The sequence below is a fragment of the Methylophilus sp. 3sh_L genome, from assembly GCF_046766015.1.
GTDB lineage: Bacteria > Pseudomonadota > Gammaproteobacteria > Burkholderiales > Methylophilaceae > Methylophilus.
In genome coordinates this window covers 408,186-424,971 of sequence record NZ_JBKOUF010000002.1, presented here as the reverse complement: position 1 = coordinate 424,971, position 16,786 = coordinate 408,186, and the positions used below count along the sequence as shown (strand labels likewise).

The 16,786-nt window shown below is 51.4% G+C and carries 19 protein-coding genes; 12 read left to right on the top strand and 7 right to left on the bottom strand.

Annotation, left to right across the window (positions count from 1 at the left end):
• Positions 1-63 precede the first annotated feature (63 nt).
• From ACIDF8_RS07590 to ACIDF8_RS07580, 3 genes are all read right to left on the bottom strand, one after another.
• Complete coding sequence (locus ACIDF8_RS07590) at positions 64-708, bottom strand: carbonic anhydrase (RefSeq protein WP_412010011.1); 645 nt, start codon at positions 706-708, stop codon at positions 64-66.
• 44 nt (positions 709-752) lie between these two features.
• A complete protein-coding gene (locus tag ACIDF8_RS07585) occupies positions 753-2,339 on the bottom strand; it encodes a SulP family inorganic anion transporter (RefSeq protein WP_412010010.1) in 1,587 nt (528 codons plus the stop codon).
• Positions 2,340-2,472: 133 nt separating this feature from the next.
• Complete coding sequence (locus ACIDF8_RS07580) at positions 2,473-2,760, bottom strand: hypothetical protein (RefSeq protein WP_412010009.1); 288 nt, start codon at positions 2,758-2,760, stop codon at positions 2,473-2,475.
• A gap of 168 nt (positions 2,761-2,928) precedes the next feature.
• On the opposite strand from ACIDF8_RS07580, the gene ACIDF8_RS07575 reads away from it, so the two are divergent.
• The 3 genes from ACIDF8_RS07575 to ACIDF8_RS07565 are packed head-to-tail and all read left to right on the top strand — an operon-like array spanning position 2,929 to position 6,154.
• Positions 2,929-3,720: a helix-turn-helix transcriptional regulator gene (locus ACIDF8_RS07575; RefSeq protein WP_412010008.1), complete on the top strand. Its 792-nt coding sequence runs from the start codon at positions 2,929-2,931 to the stop codon at positions 3,718-3,720.
• A gap of 2 nt (positions 3,721-3,722) precedes the next feature.
• Positions 3,723-5,705, top strand: coding sequence for an ATP-binding protein (locus ACIDF8_RS07570; protein ID WP_412010007.1), 1,983 nt, complete (start codon positions 3,723-3,725; stop codon positions 5,703-5,705).
• Positions 5,702-6,154: a response regulator gene (locus ACIDF8_RS07565; RefSeq protein ID WP_412010006.1), complete on the top strand. Its 453-nt coding sequence runs from the start codon at positions 5,702-5,704 to the stop codon at positions 6,152-6,154. Before ACIDF8_RS07570 ends, ACIDF8_RS07565 begins: the two co-directional genes overlap by 4 nt.
• 6 nt (positions 6,155-6,160) lie before the next feature.
• Here ACIDF8_RS07565 and ACIDF8_RS07560 read toward each other — a convergent pair whose 3' ends face one another.
• Positions 6,161-6,418, bottom strand: a complete 258-nt coding sequence (locus ACIDF8_RS07560) for a hypothetical protein (protein WP_412010005.1) — start codon at positions 6,416-6,418, stop codon at positions 6,161-6,163.
• Positions 6,419-6,637: 219 nt separating this feature from the next.
• Here ACIDF8_RS07560 and ACIDF8_RS07555 point away from each other — a divergent pair, with 219 nt between their 5' ends.
• On the top strand, positions 6,638-6,970 hold the full coding sequence (locus ACIDF8_RS07555) for a PepSY domain-containing protein (protein WP_412010004.1): 333 nt from the start codon (positions 6,638-6,640) through the stop codon (positions 6,968-6,970).
• A 45-nt stretch (positions 6,971-7,015) separates the two neighbouring features.
• Here the strand turns inward: ACIDF8_RS07555 and ACIDF8_RS07550 are convergent, their stop codons facing one another.
• The 3 genes from ACIDF8_RS07550 to ACIDF8_RS07540 are packed head-to-tail and all read right to left on the bottom strand — an operon-like array spanning position 7,016 to position 9,338.
• On the bottom strand, positions 7,016-8,350 hold the full coding sequence (locus ACIDF8_RS07550; protein ID WP_412010003.1) for a sensor histidine kinase: 1,335 nt from the start codon (positions 8,348-8,350) through the stop codon (positions 7,016-7,018).
• Positions 8,347-9,012, bottom strand: a complete 666-nt coding sequence (locus ACIDF8_RS07545; protein WP_412010002.1) for a response regulator transcription factor — start codon at positions 9,010-9,012, stop codon at positions 8,347-8,349. The genes ACIDF8_RS07550 and ACIDF8_RS07545 overlap by 4 nt, the downstream gene beginning before the upstream one ends.
• Positions 9,012-9,338 carry a PepSY domain-containing protein gene (locus tag ACIDF8_RS07540; RefSeq protein WP_412010001.1) on the bottom strand — a complete coding sequence of 109 codons (327 nt, stop codon included), beginning with the start codon at positions 9,336-9,338 and terminating at the stop codon, positions 9,012-9,014. Before ACIDF8_RS07540 ends, ACIDF8_RS07545 begins: the two co-directional genes overlap by 1 nt.
• A gap of 185 nt (positions 9,339-9,523) precedes the next feature.
• Here ACIDF8_RS07540 and ribA point away from each other — a divergent pair, with 185 nt between their 5' ends.
• From ribA to ACIDF8_RS07500, 8 genes are all read left to right on the top strand, one after another.
• Positions 9,524-10,129: a GTP cyclohydrolase II gene (ribA, locus tag ACIDF8_RS07535; protein WP_412010000.1), complete on the top strand. Its 606-nt coding sequence runs from the start codon at positions 9,524-9,526 to the stop codon at positions 10,127-10,129.
• A gap of 298 nt (positions 10,130-10,427) precedes the next feature.
• Complete coding sequence (locus ACIDF8_RS07530) at positions 10,428-11,078, top strand: OmpW/AlkL family protein (RefSeq protein WP_412009999.1); 651 nt, start codon at positions 10,428-10,430, stop codon at positions 11,076-11,078.
• A 21-nt stretch (positions 11,079-11,099) separates the two neighbouring features.
• On the top strand, positions 11,100-12,329 hold the full coding sequence (locus ACIDF8_RS07525; protein WP_412009998.1) for an SfnB family sulfur acquisition oxidoreductase: 1,230 nt from the start codon (positions 11,100-11,102) through the stop codon (positions 12,327-12,329).
• 94 nt (positions 12,330-12,423) lie between these two features.
• Positions 12,424-13,695 (top strand): O-acetylhomoserine aminocarboxypropyltransferase/cysteine synthase family protein, encoded by a 1,272-nt coding sequence (locus ACIDF8_RS07520; protein WP_412009997.1) that lies wholly within the window; start codon positions 12,424-12,426, stop codon positions 13,693-13,695.
• Between the two features lie 404 nt (positions 13,696-14,099).
• Complete coding sequence (locus ACIDF8_RS07515; RefSeq protein WP_412009996.1) at positions 14,100-14,828, top strand: hypothetical protein; 729 nt, start codon at positions 14,100-14,102, stop codon at positions 14,826-14,828.
• Positions 14,829-14,924: 96 nt separating this feature from the next.
• Positions 14,925-15,212, top strand: a complete 288-nt coding sequence (locus ACIDF8_RS07510; protein WP_412009995.1) for a hypothetical protein — start codon at positions 14,925-14,927, stop codon at positions 15,210-15,212.
• Positions 15,213-15,417: 205 nt separating this feature from the next.
• The gene (locus ACIDF8_RS07505) at positions 15,418-15,897 is read left to right on the top strand and encodes a hypothetical protein (RefSeq protein ID WP_412009994.1); all 480 of its coding nucleotides are present in this window, start codon (positions 15,418-15,420) and stop codon (positions 15,895-15,897) included.
• Between the two features lie 544 nt (positions 15,898-16,441).
• Positions 16,442-16,708: a hypothetical protein gene (locus ACIDF8_RS07500; RefSeq protein WP_412009993.1), complete on the top strand. Its 267-nt coding sequence runs from the start codon at positions 16,442-16,444 to the stop codon at positions 16,706-16,708.
• Positions 16,709-16,786 lie beyond the last annotated feature (78 nt).

Below are 16,786 nucleotides of genomic sequence, written 5' to 3'. Positions count from 1 at the left end.
TGGATTGATGTCTACAAAAAAGCCGATGCAAGCATCGGCTTTTTTATGGCTACGCTCGGGCGATTAGCCAATAAACGTCTCTTCCAGAAAATCCACTTTACCATTCGAGATATCGTAAACCGCGCCGACAATACCAATCTGCTTGCTTTGCAGCATATCATCGACAATGTCACTGCAGCGGATGATGGTATCGATTTGATATTTCACATTGAGTGCGCAAATCTTTTCTACAAAGTCGCCATTCTTGGAGTTGCGCTGCGCCGGATCGGAGACTGTTTTTTCGTGGCGGATAGACGGTTTGATCAAATTAATAATCTCGCCGATATGTCCATCTTTAAAATCATCACAGGCAGCTTTGACAGCCCCACAAGAGGTATGCCCCATCACCACAATCAGTTTGCTGCCCAGGTATTTACTGGCAAATTCCAGACTGCCAATCGCTTTATCGGAAGCAATATTCCCAGCCAGCCGCACGCTGAAGACATCACCCAAGGCCTGGTCAAACAGCAACTCCACAGGCGCACGGGAATCACTGCAACTAAGGAATGAGGCAAACGGGTGTTGCTTGTCCTTGGTAATTTGAATCAGGCTTTTAAAGTCTTTGTCCTGCTCTAAATCACTGGTAAAGCGGTGATTGCCTTCAACCAGAATCTCCAGCGCCTCACGCGCGGTCATTTTGTCACGGTCGAGCAAGGGATGTTTGTACATATCAATCTATCCTTAATAATCAGTTTTTGTTATTTAGCCAGGCACTAATGGCCGAGCATATATTTGGGTGGGTTAAACCGGATGGTTTCAACCGCAATATTTTTCAGTTTGGCCTGTTGTTGGTAGTCTTGGATACACTCCACCACATCATAGGCGATTGATTTGCTATTGGTGCAATCAATGACCACCTTGCTGTCACGCGGGATGGACGCCAGGACTTCGAGGATGCTCGCTTTATTAAAAAACGACACTTCTTCGGCCAAAACGAGATGATACACTTCGCGGCCCTCTTCGTTCGAGCGCGTTTGCTTGATGTAATGCGAATTCCGGTAGCTATGATGCAAGGTAAAGAAAATGGCCACTAGCAGACCAAGACCAATCCCTGTCAGTAAATCGGTAAACACAATCGCGGCGATGGTCACCACAAATGGCACAAATTGCTCCCAGCCCAACCCATACATCTGCTTGAACAAGCTGGGTTTAGCCAGCTTATAGCCCACCATAATCAGGATGGTTGCCAGGCTGGCCAGCGGTATCATGTTTAACAGGCAGGCAATGGTGAGGGCACTTAACAGTAACCAAAACCCATGCAGGACCGCAGAAGCTTTGGTATGCGCACCAAACGTGATATTAGCACTGCTACGCACAATCACCTGGGTAATCGGCAAGCCGCCAATCAGGCCGGACACGATATTGCCTAGCCCTTGTGCTTTAAGCTCCCGATTAGTCGGTGTCACACGTTTATGCGGGTCCAGTTTATCCGTTGCCTCCACACACAGCAGGGTTTCCAGGCTGGCGACAATCGCCATGACCAGTGCCGTCTTGATCACCAATGGCTGAGCCATCTGGCTAAAATCCGGATGGGTAAAAAAACTGGCGAAATCGCCCAGGCTGTTAGCAACCGGTAGACTCACGATCTGGTCTGCGGCCAGTTTGAAATCCAGCCACTGCTGCATAAAAGCCCAGTTCAGTGCAATCCCCGTCAATACTACGACAATCGGCCCCTGCAACACTTGAAACACACGGTGCTTTTTACTCAAATAAACATCCCAAAAAATCAGGATGGCAAAAGACACTGCAGCAATCACCATGGCGCCCGGCGTCAAAAAATCCCAGGCCTGCAAAATATCGCTAAACGTATTGTGACCGCCCGCCTCTTCAAAGGCTTCATCGCCTTCAAAGTCAGCATCGTAGCCAAAGGCATGTGGAATCTGCTTGAGAATGATCAACAACCCTATGCCGGTCAGCATCCCTTTAATCACCGACGACGGCACAAAATAAGCGATAAACCCGGCTTTAAACTGACCGAGTAAATATTGGAACACCCCAGCGAGGACGACTGCAGCCAGAAACGCCTCATAAGAGCCAAGATTGCTGATCGCCGCCAGCACAATCACTGCCAGGCCCGCCGCGGGTCCACTCACCCCCAGTTGTGAACCGCTGGCAAGGCCAACCACGATGCCGCCAATAATACCGGCAATCACGCCGGAAAATAACGGTGCGCCAGAAGCCAGTGCAATGCCCAGGCACAAGGGCAAGGCAACAAAAAAGACAACTATGGAAGCAGGCAGGTCGCGGTTCAAATGTGCTAACAATGCCCAGGGCTGTGATCGTTGCGTATCGCTTGACATGGTGTATCAGTCCTTTAATTTACTTGTTTTTATCATTATGCATGTCCAATGCAAGCCACGCCTCAGCGCGGGGTGCATTCTTTACCAGTGTGCAACTCGGCATCAACGAGTCAGACCTGATCAGCGCTTGAAGCTAGTCGGGCATGGGCGCGATATAAGGACGCTTGCTGATAAAGTGCATTTGCATTTGCATTTGCTGGTGTTTGTCAAAACCCTTCTCAGGCTGATCAGTCACCAGGCCTGCCCCCACCCATTTTTCATCAGCCACCTGCTTGGCTACTGGTGCCTTTGCATACGGCCGTTTACTCAAAAAGTTGTGATGTTGCATCTGATGAACCGTAGCTTGCTGATCCAGATCAGCCGCATAGACTGAACCCATTAAACCAAATGCAGTGATGACTGCCAACCATAATTTTTTCATTGTTTGCTCCTTTTCATTGACTGATTACTCGAATGTAAACAGCTTTGCGTACAATTAGGCCAACCTGCCATGTCACACGTGATCTATTCACCATATGTTGCATTGTGCCAGGCGCTTGTCCATTAAAAATCAACCGATATACGGAGTTCGGTATATACTAAATGGCATATGCCGAACGATAACCCTTCTTCCTTGCCAGCCAATGCACCTGTTGCAGAAAGTGCGTTTGCACTGCGCAATGAGCTTAAACAAAATCAGGTACAAATCGCGCATGAACGCCTGTTTGAAAAACTGGGACAGCGGCTCTTCAATGAGGGCTGGTCCGACAGCCTGCTGCAGTGGGTACTGGATGAGCTCAGCGGGCAATTTGGCGCGCAGCATGCCCTCATCAGCCAGCAACATGCCGGGGCGCTCAAAATCCTTGCGCAAAGAGGCAATACCTATCCAGTGGGCGCACGCATCCCCATGTTGGGTGCGCTGGCACTATGGCTCAAGGAACCACTCAGCTTTGAAGTGCATAACCAATATGTCGCCAGCCTGTGGACACTGCAGGCGCCAGCGGGGTCGGCAACCGCCCTGCATTGCTACCACCTGCCAATTGCCTGCCAGCAACGTGCGGTGGGATTGCTGGCGCTCATGACCAGCAATCCACTCAGCCAGGCTAACCTGCAACTATTACATAGCCTGTGCGGGCTGATTGGATTTGCCTTGCAACAATCCACCCACACTGCCAGTACGGTCGATGACAGCGTGCTGCAAAAGTTAACCCCCCGCGAACGTGAGGTCTTTGCCTTGCTCCCCTCGGGGGCCAGCAATGCCATCCTGGCGCAAAAGCTGGGCATTTCACCGGGCACAATCAAGATTCATGTCGAGCGCATTTTGAGCAAACTACAGTTGCGGGACCGCACACAGGCGGCAGTAAAAGCCGTTGAAGCCGGTTTTAGCAGCGACGGGTTATAAACATGCAGTGGATGGTGACAGGCTTACAGCAATTCAGCAGTCGGATGAACCGGCTTTGGCAGGATTTATCGCTGACGACCAAAGGCATTGTGCTCAATGCCTTGCCACTCACCGTGCTACTGGCATCTTTAGCGCTCATTTTCGAGAGTGAACAACAGGCGGCCCTGCTTGAAAGACGGGTACAGAACGCCTTGCAAATCCAGCAGGATATCCAGACCTTGCAAACCTTGTTACTGGAAGCCTCTACCGGCGTGCGTGACTTTTTACTGACGGGCAACCGCCAGTTCCTGGCTGGCTATGAAAGCGCCAAACAAAGCATGCCGCATTTACTGCAATCGCTTGAACACAACCTTGATGATGCTTCGCAACATCATCTGCTCGAAGTGATACACCCACTCGTGGCGCAAAACCTGGATGACCTCGCCGTCATGGCCAGCCACCGGGCGCAGGAAGCCGATGAGGCCCTGATTGCAAAATTCTCTTCGCAAGGCAATGCCTTAAACCAGTTACGCAGCCATTTAAGCCAGATGGGTGCCCGCGAATCCGCCATTGTCGAACAAGACAAGAAAGAAGTAATTTTTGAGCGCAAGCGTAATTTGCGCATTACGCTGATGGCGGTCATCGCCGGGGTGGCGGGCTCATTGATTGGCGTTTGGCTCTTTAGCCAGACTATCGTTGCCCGGGTCAGGACCATCCGCGATAGTGCAACCCATCTAGTGAAAGGCGAGCCGTTGGCCTTACCTACGATCAGCCGGGATGAGCTGGGCGAACTCACCAGTGAGCTGGAGCATGCCTCGCAATTGTTGACGCAAAGTGCCCAAGAAGCGCATCTGGCAAGGGTGGAAGCCGAAGAAGCCAGTGCGGCAAAAAGTAATTTTTTATCGCGTACCAGTCATGAGTTGCGTACCCCGCTCAATGCCATTTTAGGCTTTGCGCAAATCCTGGAAAATGACTTACCGGAAGGCCGGCAGAAAGACAGCGCCACCTTGATCCATAATGCAGGCCAGCATCTATTAAAGCTGATTAACGAGGTACTCGACATCTCGCGGATTGAAAGCGGTGACATTGAGATGGCCCTGGAGCCTGTGTCAGTCAATGGGCTGCTGGAAGAGGCCTATCACTATCTGAAGCCATTAGAAAAAGTCCGCGACATCACGATCCAGACGGCATTTGAAGCCAGCCTCAGCGTGCAGGCAGACCGTCAGCGCTTGCTGCAAGTGGTGCTCAACCTGTTGTCTAATGCGTTGAAATACGGCCCGGAAAACAGTGTGGTCCAACTCCGGGCTTATCATCAACAGGGTCAGGTACGGGTCGAAGTCGAGGATGCGGGCAAAGGCATTCCGCTGGTCATGCGTTCCCGGTTGTTTACGCCGTTTGACCGTTTAGGCGCCGAACGGACGGTCACCGAAGGCACAGGCTTGGGGTTGGTGCTCAGCAAACAATTGATCGATGCCATGGGCGGGCACATTGGCGTGGCTGAGGATAAAAGCCTGTTTTGGATCAGCCTGCCCGCACAGTCCAATGCTGAAGTTATCCCCCAGCCACGATCATCGACACCACAGACGGGCATGCATGTGCTGCCTGTGACGAACCCCGCTCCTGGAAAACGCCATGTACTGTATGTGGAAGACAACCCCAGTAATCAGGCGTTGATTGAAGCAATTATGAGTAAACACCGTCACCTGAAGCTACATCTGGCCGCCAACTTGCAAGAAAGTTTGGTCTGGTTAAGAGATATGCAGCCGGATTTATTGTTGCTGGACCTCAACTTGCCAGATGGTTCCGGTGAAAGCCTGATTCAACACATCCAGACCGAACGTCCGTCTTTGCAAGCTATGCCTATTGTCGTTTTGAGTGCAGATGCTCTGCCAGAAACCAGGGAACGCCTGGCGCAGTTAGGGGTGACCCATTACTTTACCAAGCCATTGAATGTGGCTAGCTTCAACCAGTTATTGCTCAAATTATTACCCGAGGTAGCCACATGAACCTAGAACAACTGCGCGCATCCAAAATTCTGATTGTCGATGACGCGGAAGCCAATTTGCGCCTGTTGGAAGAGCTGTTGACCAAAGAGGGATTTGAGCAGGTGATCAGCACCACTGACCCCACCAAAACCATGGATCTGGTTAATGCATTTCAACCTGATCTGATTTTGCTGGACCTGATGATGCCAGTTCTGGATGGATTTGCGGTGCTTGATCAACTGTCGCACCATGTTGGTCAACACGAATACTTACCCGTCTTGGTACTGACTGCGGATGCAACGATTGCCACCCGTCGGCGGGCGCTGGCCCTGGGGGCAAAAGATTTTTTAACCAAACCTTTTGACCCCATGGAGGCCATGTTGCGCGTCTGGATACTGCTGGAAACGCGCTGGTTATTTACCCAGCTCAAGCAACATCAACCTGATTTGCAATTGCCGGGCTATCAGTAAGCACCCTTATTGATAAGCGCGTTTGCTGGCAAAGCGCAGATTTAACAATTGACGCTGATGTTGTGCAACGCTTTGTGCCGGATCAGTTACCTTCAAGCTGGTACCTTCCCAAGCCTGTTCTGATTTTTCAGCAGTCGCATTTACTGTTAATGGGCGTTTACTAAAGTTTTGTTGCTGAACAGGGATGCTCTCATCCGCCAATGCAGTTCCTGCAACAGTGAATAATGCCATACCCACAACAACCAATGATTTAGAAATATTCATTTGAAACTCCTGTCTTTAAGTGGTTACGAGGGCCGTCTTGCTTAACAAATGAGGCTTAACGGATTCTGTAAGTGTCATTCTGCACACATTCCCTTACAACAGCCTTGCAAATATTAAAAAAATATGAATTTAAAAATACTGCTCGGATAAAAGGCTTTTCAGCTTGAGTTAAGGCTGCGCAGGTATCTTGATGGTTCATTGTGAATCATGGAGACCAAGATGAAAAAAATGATGCCTTACTTGTGGATGAGCCTGCTGCTGGCTGGCACCGTGTCACAACACGCCTGGGCGGACGACGACGATGATGATGACGATATGCAGAAAATGGAACAGATGGTAAAAACATTTGGCCTGATTTCCCAGCAGGACGCGCAAACCAAAGCCCTGGCAGCCAAGCCGGGGGTAGTGAAAGAGATAGAGCTGGAACGCCGGAAATTCAGGGACGGCTGGGACTACGAAGTAGAAATCGTCGATGCCAATGGCAAAGAGTGGGAAGTCATGCTGGATGCCAAGACAGGCAAAGTGAATAGCGTCAACCGTGACTGGTTTTAAAGACCAGCCTGCATCACACCTGTGATAGTCACCAGGTGTCGTCGCTCAGGCCTGCACACCAGGCCTGAGCGTTAATGTCACCCGCAGTCCACCGAGCCGAGCCGAATGATCCAACACAATACTGCCCTGGTAATGCTGCGCAATATCCTGCACGATCGCCAGGCCCAGGCCGCTCCCCGGCTTGGATTCATCCATACGCATGCCACGCTGCAACAAACTGGTCAACTCTGTGGCCTGGCTACCCGGCCCATCATCTTCAACCACAATCTGCACAGACGCATGCACGGCGATGTTTAATTGGACCTGGCTGCGACACCACTTAAATGCGTTATCCAGCACATTGCCCAGTAACTCCAGCATATCCTCACGGTCTATCATCACCCGCGCCTGCCCCTCGTGCTGCCAGGCAAAAGCCACCGTCTTTTCACTGTAGATTTTTTGCAGGGTGGCCACCAGCTTGGGCAGCTCAGTTTCCAGATCCGTCGCCTGACTGGTAACCGCGTCGCCCATCAAGCGGGCACGTTTTAATTCGCGCTCCACATCCTGGTGAATGTCGTCCGTGCAGCTTTGTATCATTTGCCGTAACTGGACATCACTTTCTGCTGTGGCCTCCCCAGACAATAATTGCAGCTGGGCAAGGCGGGTTTTGAGCCCGTGGGCCAGATTGCCTATAGCCAGCCGCGAACGCCGGGTTTTCTGGCTGGCACTTTTGAGGATACGGTTAAACTCATTGATGAGCGGCATGACTTCGGCCGGGCCGCTGGCATTAAGCTGCTGTAACTCGCCGCTGGCCACTTTGGCCAAGTTCTCCTTGATCTGCTGTAAGGGATTGAGCGTATTGACTACAATCCAGCGCTGCAAGGCCAGCAGTGCCAATAATCCGAGCAAAGAAAGCACCCCATACAGCCAATGAAACATGCGTAAGCTTTGCTGCAACTCCACCAGGCTTTCGGCGATATAAATCGTGATGGTGCGCTGCTGTTTGCGGTAAGCATGCCCTAATAACAATAAGGGCTGGGATTCAGGACCGGTCACATGGGTGACCTGCTCCTCACCCACCTTGAGTGCACTGACTGGCAACTCGACATCCCACCATGAGCGTGATTGAGTGCGGGATTGATCCAGCATGACAATAAAATAACGCCCGGAAAAAGGACGCTGGTATCCAGCCGTCATCACATGCGGTGCCAACGTCAATTGCCCGCGCGCGTTCACCGTCACGCCAGCGAGTATGCCCTCCGCCTCCTGTTGCATGCGCGCCGTCATCTGTGACTGAATCAGGTGGTCTATGGTAAACGTCACCACCGCCCATTGCAGCGTCAGCAGCCCGACCAGGCTGAGCGTCAAGCCCAGTGACAATTGCTTGCGCAGTGACTTCATGCCTTTGTACTCACCAGCACATAGCCCTGGCCACGTTTGGTCTGGATTTTATCGGCGCCTATTTTCTGCCGCAGGCGGTTCACATACACCTCAATCACATTGCTGTCCTTATCGGCATCATAGGCATACACATGTTCGGTCAGCTCGCTTTTGGAAAAAATCCGGCCCGGTTGCAGCATCAGGTACCGCAACAGCCTGAACTCGGTACCGGTTAACACATGCGCAGTCTCCCCCTGCCAAACGGTTTGGGTGTGCTCATCGAGTTTTAAATCGTCCACCACCAGGCCGCCAGTGACAACCCCAACCGTGCGTTTATGGACGGCACTCATGCGCGCCAGCAACTCCTCCATATGAAAAGGCTTGGTCACATAGTCATCTGCGCCCAGGTTAAACGCCTCCACCTTCTCCTGCCAGCTGCTGCGGGCGGTCAGTACGATCACTGGCATGCCCAGGTTTTTATTCCGCCATTCGGCCAAGACCTCCAGCCCAGGCCGACCTGGCAGGCCCAAATCCAGAATCACCAGGTCGTAAGGTTCCAATTCGCCTTGAATGCCCGCTTCCACGCCCTCTTGCACCCAGTCGCAGGCGTAACCTGCCGCCTTGAGCGCCTGCTGCGTCTGCGCACCGAGTAAGGCATCATCTTCTACCAGCAGCAAGCGCATCAGTCGTCCTGCTCCATTTTCAGCAACTGCCCAGTTTTGGCGTCCAGCTTCAGCTCCCACACCTGGCTACCCGCATCCAGGATATCAATCTCATACACATAGCGGCCGTGTTTCTTCTCCAGTTCAACCTCGAGAATTTCCCCCGCCTTGTAAGACCTGGCTTTTTGCGAGATTTTTTCCAGGCTGAGGATTTCACCTTTGCTAGACAAACGGTTCGCGTTGGCAGGGCTTTCACCCGAATCCGCCTGTGGCAACACAGATAATGCACAGAGCACGATCATGAGCACGAGCAGTATCCTCCATGCGCGGCGTTGCATCCAAACCATGCGTGTTTAACTCCTGAAACAGTGACAATGCCCAAAAGTGTAACAGCATTCATCTTAAACCAAGCTTAAATTGGGCATTTGCAAGGTGCTCACACAATCCCCTAGGGATTATTTCAAAACCTGCCCTTTAAAAAGCCTGTTGCAGCTACAATATTAAATTGGCATTCATCCCAACGCCCGACCCCATGCAATTTTTATCTCACAGTTCCACCGCCCGCTTACCAACCCAGTTTGGCGAGTTTGATATCCACGTATTTACTGACCGCCGCAATGGCATCGAACACATCGCGCTGGCGTGCGGCAAGGTACAAGGCGCACAGTCGCCTTTGGTCAGGGTGCATTCGGAATGTTTAACCGGCGATGTGTTTGGCTCTACCCGTTGTGATTGCGGCGAACAGTTGCACCATGCGCAACGCCTGATCCAGCAAACCGGCCTGGGCTTGGTCCTGTATTTAAAAAACCACGAAGGCCGTGGCATTGGCCTCAATAACAAAATGCGCGCCTATGCCCTGCAAGACACAGGCATGGATACCGTAGAGGCTAATCTGGCCTTAGGCCTGCCAGTCGATGCGCGTACCTACGAAGCAGCCGCAGACATGCTGCACTATTTTAAGATCAATACTATCCAGTTGCTTTCCAATAACCAGGAAAAACGCACGGCCTTGCAGTCGCTGGGGATCAGCGTGGATCAGCAAGTCCCCTTGCTCACGACGCCAACCACAGAAAACCTCAAATACTTGCAAACCAAGTTCCAAAAACTGGGGCATTTATTGCCCGATTTACCTGGTTAATAGCTCCTTTCATTCCCTCCCCGTTCTTTAAGGTGTTGCCAGCCCGGTCGCACCTGTTTCACGCTTTCGCATCTTTTCAAGCCGCCTAACTCCTGCCGTTGTCAGGGCATGCTGACAGCAAGCTGCTTTTCAAAAAGCATGCCTATCTACCTCAATATTTTCATAACGCATTGTTTTTAAATAACTCTTTCCATTGGCACGCTTTCTGCAAAGAATCGTTAAGCCAGGTCACCTTCTTGACGTACGAGTGGTTCAGTACCTGCATGTCGCCTACTTGAAAACCAGAAGGAGTTTTACCTTGAAACATGCATTTTCATTCTATCCCTCTTATCCGCCTTTGATCGTCGTCGGTCTGGCCTTATCGGTCATGGCTTCCCCAATCCATGCAGAGACTGTGCACGCCGACACAGACTTATCGCCATGGCAATTACGTGCCGGGATTTCATTGATTGACCCTCAATCCCACAATGGCCGGATTATCCAAGATACCGCTGCGGTGACGGTGGATAGCCAAACCGGCCCGACTTTTAATATCGGCTATTACTTAACACCGAACTGGGCCATCGACCTCTTGGGCGGCCTCGCCTTCAAGCACCAGATTAACGTCAATGGTGAACGGGCAGGTTCCACCAAACATTTGCCGCCCATCCTCAGCCTGCAATACCACTTCCGGCCAGAAGCGACCATCCGCCCATTTGTCGGTGTAGGCATCAACTACACGCGTTTTTTGGATGAAAAACTCGATAGCGGCGCCAAATTGTCACTGGGCAGCTCCTGGGGTCCGGCGGTGCAAGCAGGCGTGGATATCGCCCTGGATGCGCATTGGACGCTCGGTGGTGATATCCGTTATGCGCGTATAGATACGCGCACAAAAATCAATGGCGCCAACGTTGGCACGGTGGAGATCAATCCCACTGTTTACAGCCTGAATGTTGGCTACCGCTTTTAATCTATCGCGAAAGGAATCATCATGAGTCAATCCTCGACAATCAGCATCCCAGCGCTGGAAACCCTTCCGGCCGCGCACCGCATTCGCAACGACGAAGAAGCCATTACCGTTGCCAAACAACTGGCCGCGACCTTTGCCAAAGAAGCCTCCGTGCGTGACCGTGAGCGCCGTTTACCGGTGGCAGAACTGGAAGCCTTTTCGCAAAGCGGCTTATGGGCCATCACCATCCCCAAAGCTTATGGCGGCGCGGGCGTGTCATATCGCACCCTGGGTGAAGTGATCAAAATTATTTCGGCGGCAGACCCCTCGCTGGGCCAATTGCCACAAAACCATTTTGTGATTATCGAACACCTGATCCTGGATGCCAGCGAGCACCAGAAGCAATTCTTTTTTGACCTAGTGCTCAAAGGTGCCCGCTTTGGCAATGCCTTTTCAGAAAAAGGCAGCCGTACCGTGGTCGAGTTTGCTACGCGCATCAAACCGCAAGGCGAGGCTTACGTGGTCAATGGCACCAAGTTTTTTGCCACTGGCGCCTTACTGGCGCACTGGATTCCAATCGTCGCCGCCACTGAAGAAGGCCTGCCCTATCTGGCGCTAGCCAAACAAGGTACCCCTGGGCTGACGGTGATCAATGACTGGTCCAGCTTTGGTCAACGCACGACTGCCAGCGGGACCGTGGTGATTGAGGAGGTACAAGTGCCTGCCGAACATGTGGTGCCGATTTACCAAGCCTTTGCCCGGCCCACCATTGCCGGGCCCAGCTCGCAGTTTATTCAGGCTGCCGTCGATGCAGGCATTGCTGTCGGTACGATAGCCGCGACACTGGACTACGTAAAACAGTCTGCGCGGCCATGGATAGATGCCAAGGATATCCAGCATGCCAGTGATGACCCTTACACCATCCAGCAAATTGGCGACCTCGAATTGCGACTGCATGCAGCAGAAGCCTTGCTAGACCGCGCCGCCGAGGCCCTGACGCGAGGCGCAGCAGAAGCCAATGAAACCACCGTCGCGGCAGCCTCAATCACCGTGGCAGAAGCCAAAGTGCTTACCACCGAGATCGCGCTATTAGCAGGTAACAAACTGTTTGAACTCAGCGGCACGCGCTCAACGCTAGAAGAGCTCAACCTTGACCGCCACTGGCGCAATGCGCGTACGCATACCTTGCACGACCCAGTACGCTGGAAGTTTCATGCCATCGGTAACTACTATTTAAACCAGGTGAATCCGCCCCGTCACCCGTGGTTATAAGCATGTAAGCAAACGGTATAACCCCGGCTTAACACCGGGGTTATACTTTAATACCAATACAATAAATCACAACAATCCATACAGGAGCTGAGCGATGAAACAAGAAACCCTTTCCATTCATGGCGGCTATCGCCCGGACCCAACCACCAAGGCGGTTGCGGTCCCGCTTTATCAGACAACCTCTTACGCTTTTGATAACACGCAACACGGCGCAGATTTATTTGACCTTAAGGTGCAAGGTAATATTTATACGCGCATCATGAACCCGACCACTGCGGTACTCGAGGAGCGTCTGGCGCAACTGGAGGGCGGCATAGGCGCACTGGCGCTGGCTTCCGGCATGGCCGCGATTACCTACGCGATTCAAACCATTGCCGAGGCAGGCGATAATATCGTCTCGGTCTCGACGCTTTATGGCGGCACCTATAACTTTTTTGCGCACACCTTGCCCAAGCAAGGCATAGAAGTCAGGTTCTTTGATTACCGCGATCCGGCTTCACTGGAAAAACTCATCGATAGCCGCACCAAACTGGTGTTTGCCGAAACCATAGGCAACCCGCTCGGCAATGTGGTCGATCTCGCCGCCATTAGCGCGGCTGCACACAAACATGGCGTCCCAGTCATCGTCGACAACACCGTCGCCACGCCGATTTTGTCGCGTCCCTTTGAGCACGGCGTGGATATTGTGGTGCACTCGCTGACCAAATATATCGGCGGTCACGGCAACTCCATCGGCGGCATCATTGTCGATAGCGGCAAATTCCCCTGGGGCGAGCACGCTAAACGCTTCCCCAGCCTCAATACGCCCGACCCCAGCTACCATGGCGTCAACTACGTCGAAGCCTTAGGCCCCGCCGCCTACATCGCCCGCGCCCGCGTCGTCCCCTTGCGCAACACCGGCGCCGCCATCAGCCCATTTAATAGCTTTTTGATTCTGCAAGGCCTGGAAACACTCGCCCTTAGAATCGAGCGCCACAGCACCAACGCGCTGGCCGTCGCAAATTACCTGAAACAACACCCCAAAGTAAAATGGGTCAGATACGCCGGGCTTAAAGACCACCCTGACCACGCACTGGTGAAAAAATACCTCAACGGCCACGCCTCAGGCATTTTGTCATTTGGCGTGCAAGACGGTCGCGAAGGCGGCACCCGCTTTATTGACGCGCTGCAACTGTTCACCCGCCTGGTCAATATTGGCGATGCCAAAAGCCTCGCCTGCCACCCCGCTACCACCACCCACCGTCAGCTTAATGCTGAGGAACTGGCACGTGCTGGCGTGAGCGAAGATATGGTCAGGTTATCTGTTGGGATTGAGCATATTGATGATTTGATTGCTGATTTGGGGCAGGCATTGGCGAAAGTTTAAGGTGATCAAAAACTAGTCATGTCAGTTTTTGGCATTAAAGGCAACTATGCGAGCGCAGCAGCAATGCTGCGCTTTTTTCTTAAATTATCAGCACATAGCTGCTTTCCAACGATCGGTTATGAACAGCAATCCAATCGTGGCAGACCAGTCGGCACTACTTTTACAAGCTAAGATTTAATATTGCATTTTTGTAAAAGCTTGATGATAATCAGATTGAGTTTACTAATAATTAAAAGCTTTAAATAGTGCAACCAGCAGGTGTGTTCCATGCATAATATATAAATTAAAAATTATCAATAAAAACAAAAAGATATGCTAGACACTCATATAAACAATCACATACAAAAAATAAGTTATACACCGATATCGGTGTCTATATTACGTTAGCTTTCAAAGGAGTCGCTTTGGAATCATTCGCCGTCTTTCTGTCATCAACCGTAGTAGCCGCGCTTGTAGCGGCACTCGTTTCTCTTCGTACAAATGAGAGAAAAATTCTCATTGAAAATGTCACGCAAGAGCGCGCCAAATGGCGCAATGCCATGCGTGATCTTTCCGATTCACTCATCAAGGCAACTCGTACAAAGGATTTCCAGTCGGCCGGGTTGTGTTGTGCCCAACTCGCCCTGAATGTAAGCCCATTTGATGCAGAGGACAGGGCATTGATTCAAGCAGCAGAGTTGCTTGCCACAGTGGAAGACAAAGATGCTCAGGTCAAAGAGTTCACTGAACGCATGGCGCTACTTCTAAAGCACGATTGGGAGCGCGCGAAGCGAGAAGCTCGTCCTTGGTTCTTTCGTGGAGAAGAGCCAAGGCGCGCTCCCTACAGTGAGTTCAAATGCGTTGACGCTTCATCGCTATCTGCTTCTAAACCGCAAACACGTTCACTGGCGCTTTGTTGGTATTTTGTGGCGTTGTCTTTTTCGGCTGGCATCATCTTCTTTCTCGCAGTCTGCCTAACCGAGCCATTCCAAGATCTCGTAAAGGTGTTCAACGATCCACACACAGATAAGCCCATTGGCGCTTGGTTACAATTCGTTTTTTGGTCGGTTATCTGTGGTTCCATGTGGTCAGCCGCTTATCTCTGGTTCAAAGGCAGCGAAAAGAGGTTTCTCGAAATTTGGTTTGCAAAATGAAAGCTACCCCATTACTCAACCTCGCTCCTTTCAGTCGCTGGACGCTGCGCGATAAAGCCGCGCAGCGCCGGTTAGTTTTACGTTAGACCTCTCAATATGCCGCAACTAGACAATATAAGCTTCGATCAAGGCAATGGTGTGGTGTTCACCATTGAGCATGCTGGCACGCCAATTCGTTGCTTCGTGGAACAGAGCAATCAATGGCTAAAACAGAAGGAAGGCTCCTCCACTAGCTTCCCCTCATTAGTCCAGCGGTACGCTCAAGTCATCCATGCTGCGGCTATTGCCAAAGCTGCTCAAAGTGGAGCGTCTAGTGACCCGTGGGGGCATCTGATCACAGCAGAAGACCTCCTCAATGCCCAACAGGCTATGCGAAATGTCTGACCGTCGAGTTATAAACCTCAGCCTTCGTGCACAACGGCCATTGCCCGAGTTTTGTGGACACTCGAACCTAACGGTTAAACACATGCAAAACCCCACTCGCACACACCGCTGGCCTAACTCGTCGGTCAAGCTGACGCCAAAAGCCGCGCTTTTGGTGCCCTCCATGCTTCGCATTCCGGCGCAGCTTACCTAGGGCGTTAGACATATGGTTACGCTATCTGACAGAACAGCCGTTTGGGATGCGTGGCTTGAGTGCGAGTATCAGCGGCGTTATTGGCACTCGAAAGCCGCCCAATTTTCGAAGAGAGAGAGCTGGCTACAAATTGGGCTCGCGCTTTTGTCGTCCTCGGCAGTCTTGTCCGCGCTTGGGGATTTGCAGCAGCTGTGGGTGTGGAAGGTTTTGTCTTTTCTCACTGCGGCAGTTGCAACGGTACAGCCGTTCCTGAACTACACCCGAGAATCGGTAAAAATGTGTGATGTTGGGTCGCAATGGCACTTGCTAGAAATTGAATTTGAAGCAATGTGGCGAGCGGTTGAAAACGGTTCATTCTCCGAAGCAAAGCTCAAAGACCTTCGGAAAAAATCCGTAGATATCTCGAAGAGCGCTGCCGACCTGCCATTTGACGATCAAGCTCTACAAACACAATGCCAAGACCAGGTACTTATTTCACGAGGATTAAAGTAATGAGCTATGACGATAGAAAGGGACAGGTTCCAAAACCTGCCCCTTGGCCGGCTCCACCGCCGCCCGCTCCGAACAAGCTGAGCCATGTCTAACACTTCGGTCAAGCGGGACCGTCTTCCAGCGTGCCGCCTCCAGCCCTGTAGGGTGGGCAACTTGTTGCCCACGCGTTCAATCCCTGGCAAATTGATTCAATATTGCATCACCGCCGCGCCAACCCTCCTAAAGCAAGTTACCTTTTACGGTAGTCACTTACCGTAAGCAACTGTTTTTATGTGATGTCGATGTGCGCTTTGCGCTGCGGGAAGCTACCCTATTGCTACACCGTTATTGTGATCATCGAATCCTCGTTGAGCCTTGAAAATAGCTTATCTCAGCCTCTGCTTTTTTATTCTTAAAGCAACAAAAATATGCCGTTTGGTATATACCAACCTACCTATATCTATAGACGATTTATGGAAAAAGTCCGCACATAATGCAAACCATCGTGATTGAGCAAGGTTTTAACAGATTGCCATCACATTGACTAACAGATAGGAGAACAAACATGCGTAACGTTATTTCTGCAATGGCTTTAATAGCTGGTTTTATTGTTGCTGCCCCAGTAGTGGCGGTTGAACAAAATGGTGGGATTGAAAAAACACAAACTGCCCAACATTTTTTGAGCAAGCGTCCATATGCTCAACCAGTGGTTGCCAAAGCTGACAGTGAGCAACCCTGGGTAGGCGCGACACTGGTGGTGGATGGTAACAACGGACGTGCGAACGTTCATGAAGTGCAAAAACTGCACATGCTTGGCAAGCGCGCTTTTTAATCCACGGCATAGGGTCCACGCGAAAAGCGAAGCGTCCCAATTGCTTTAGGACAAATTTAGGAGATTACAAATGAAAAA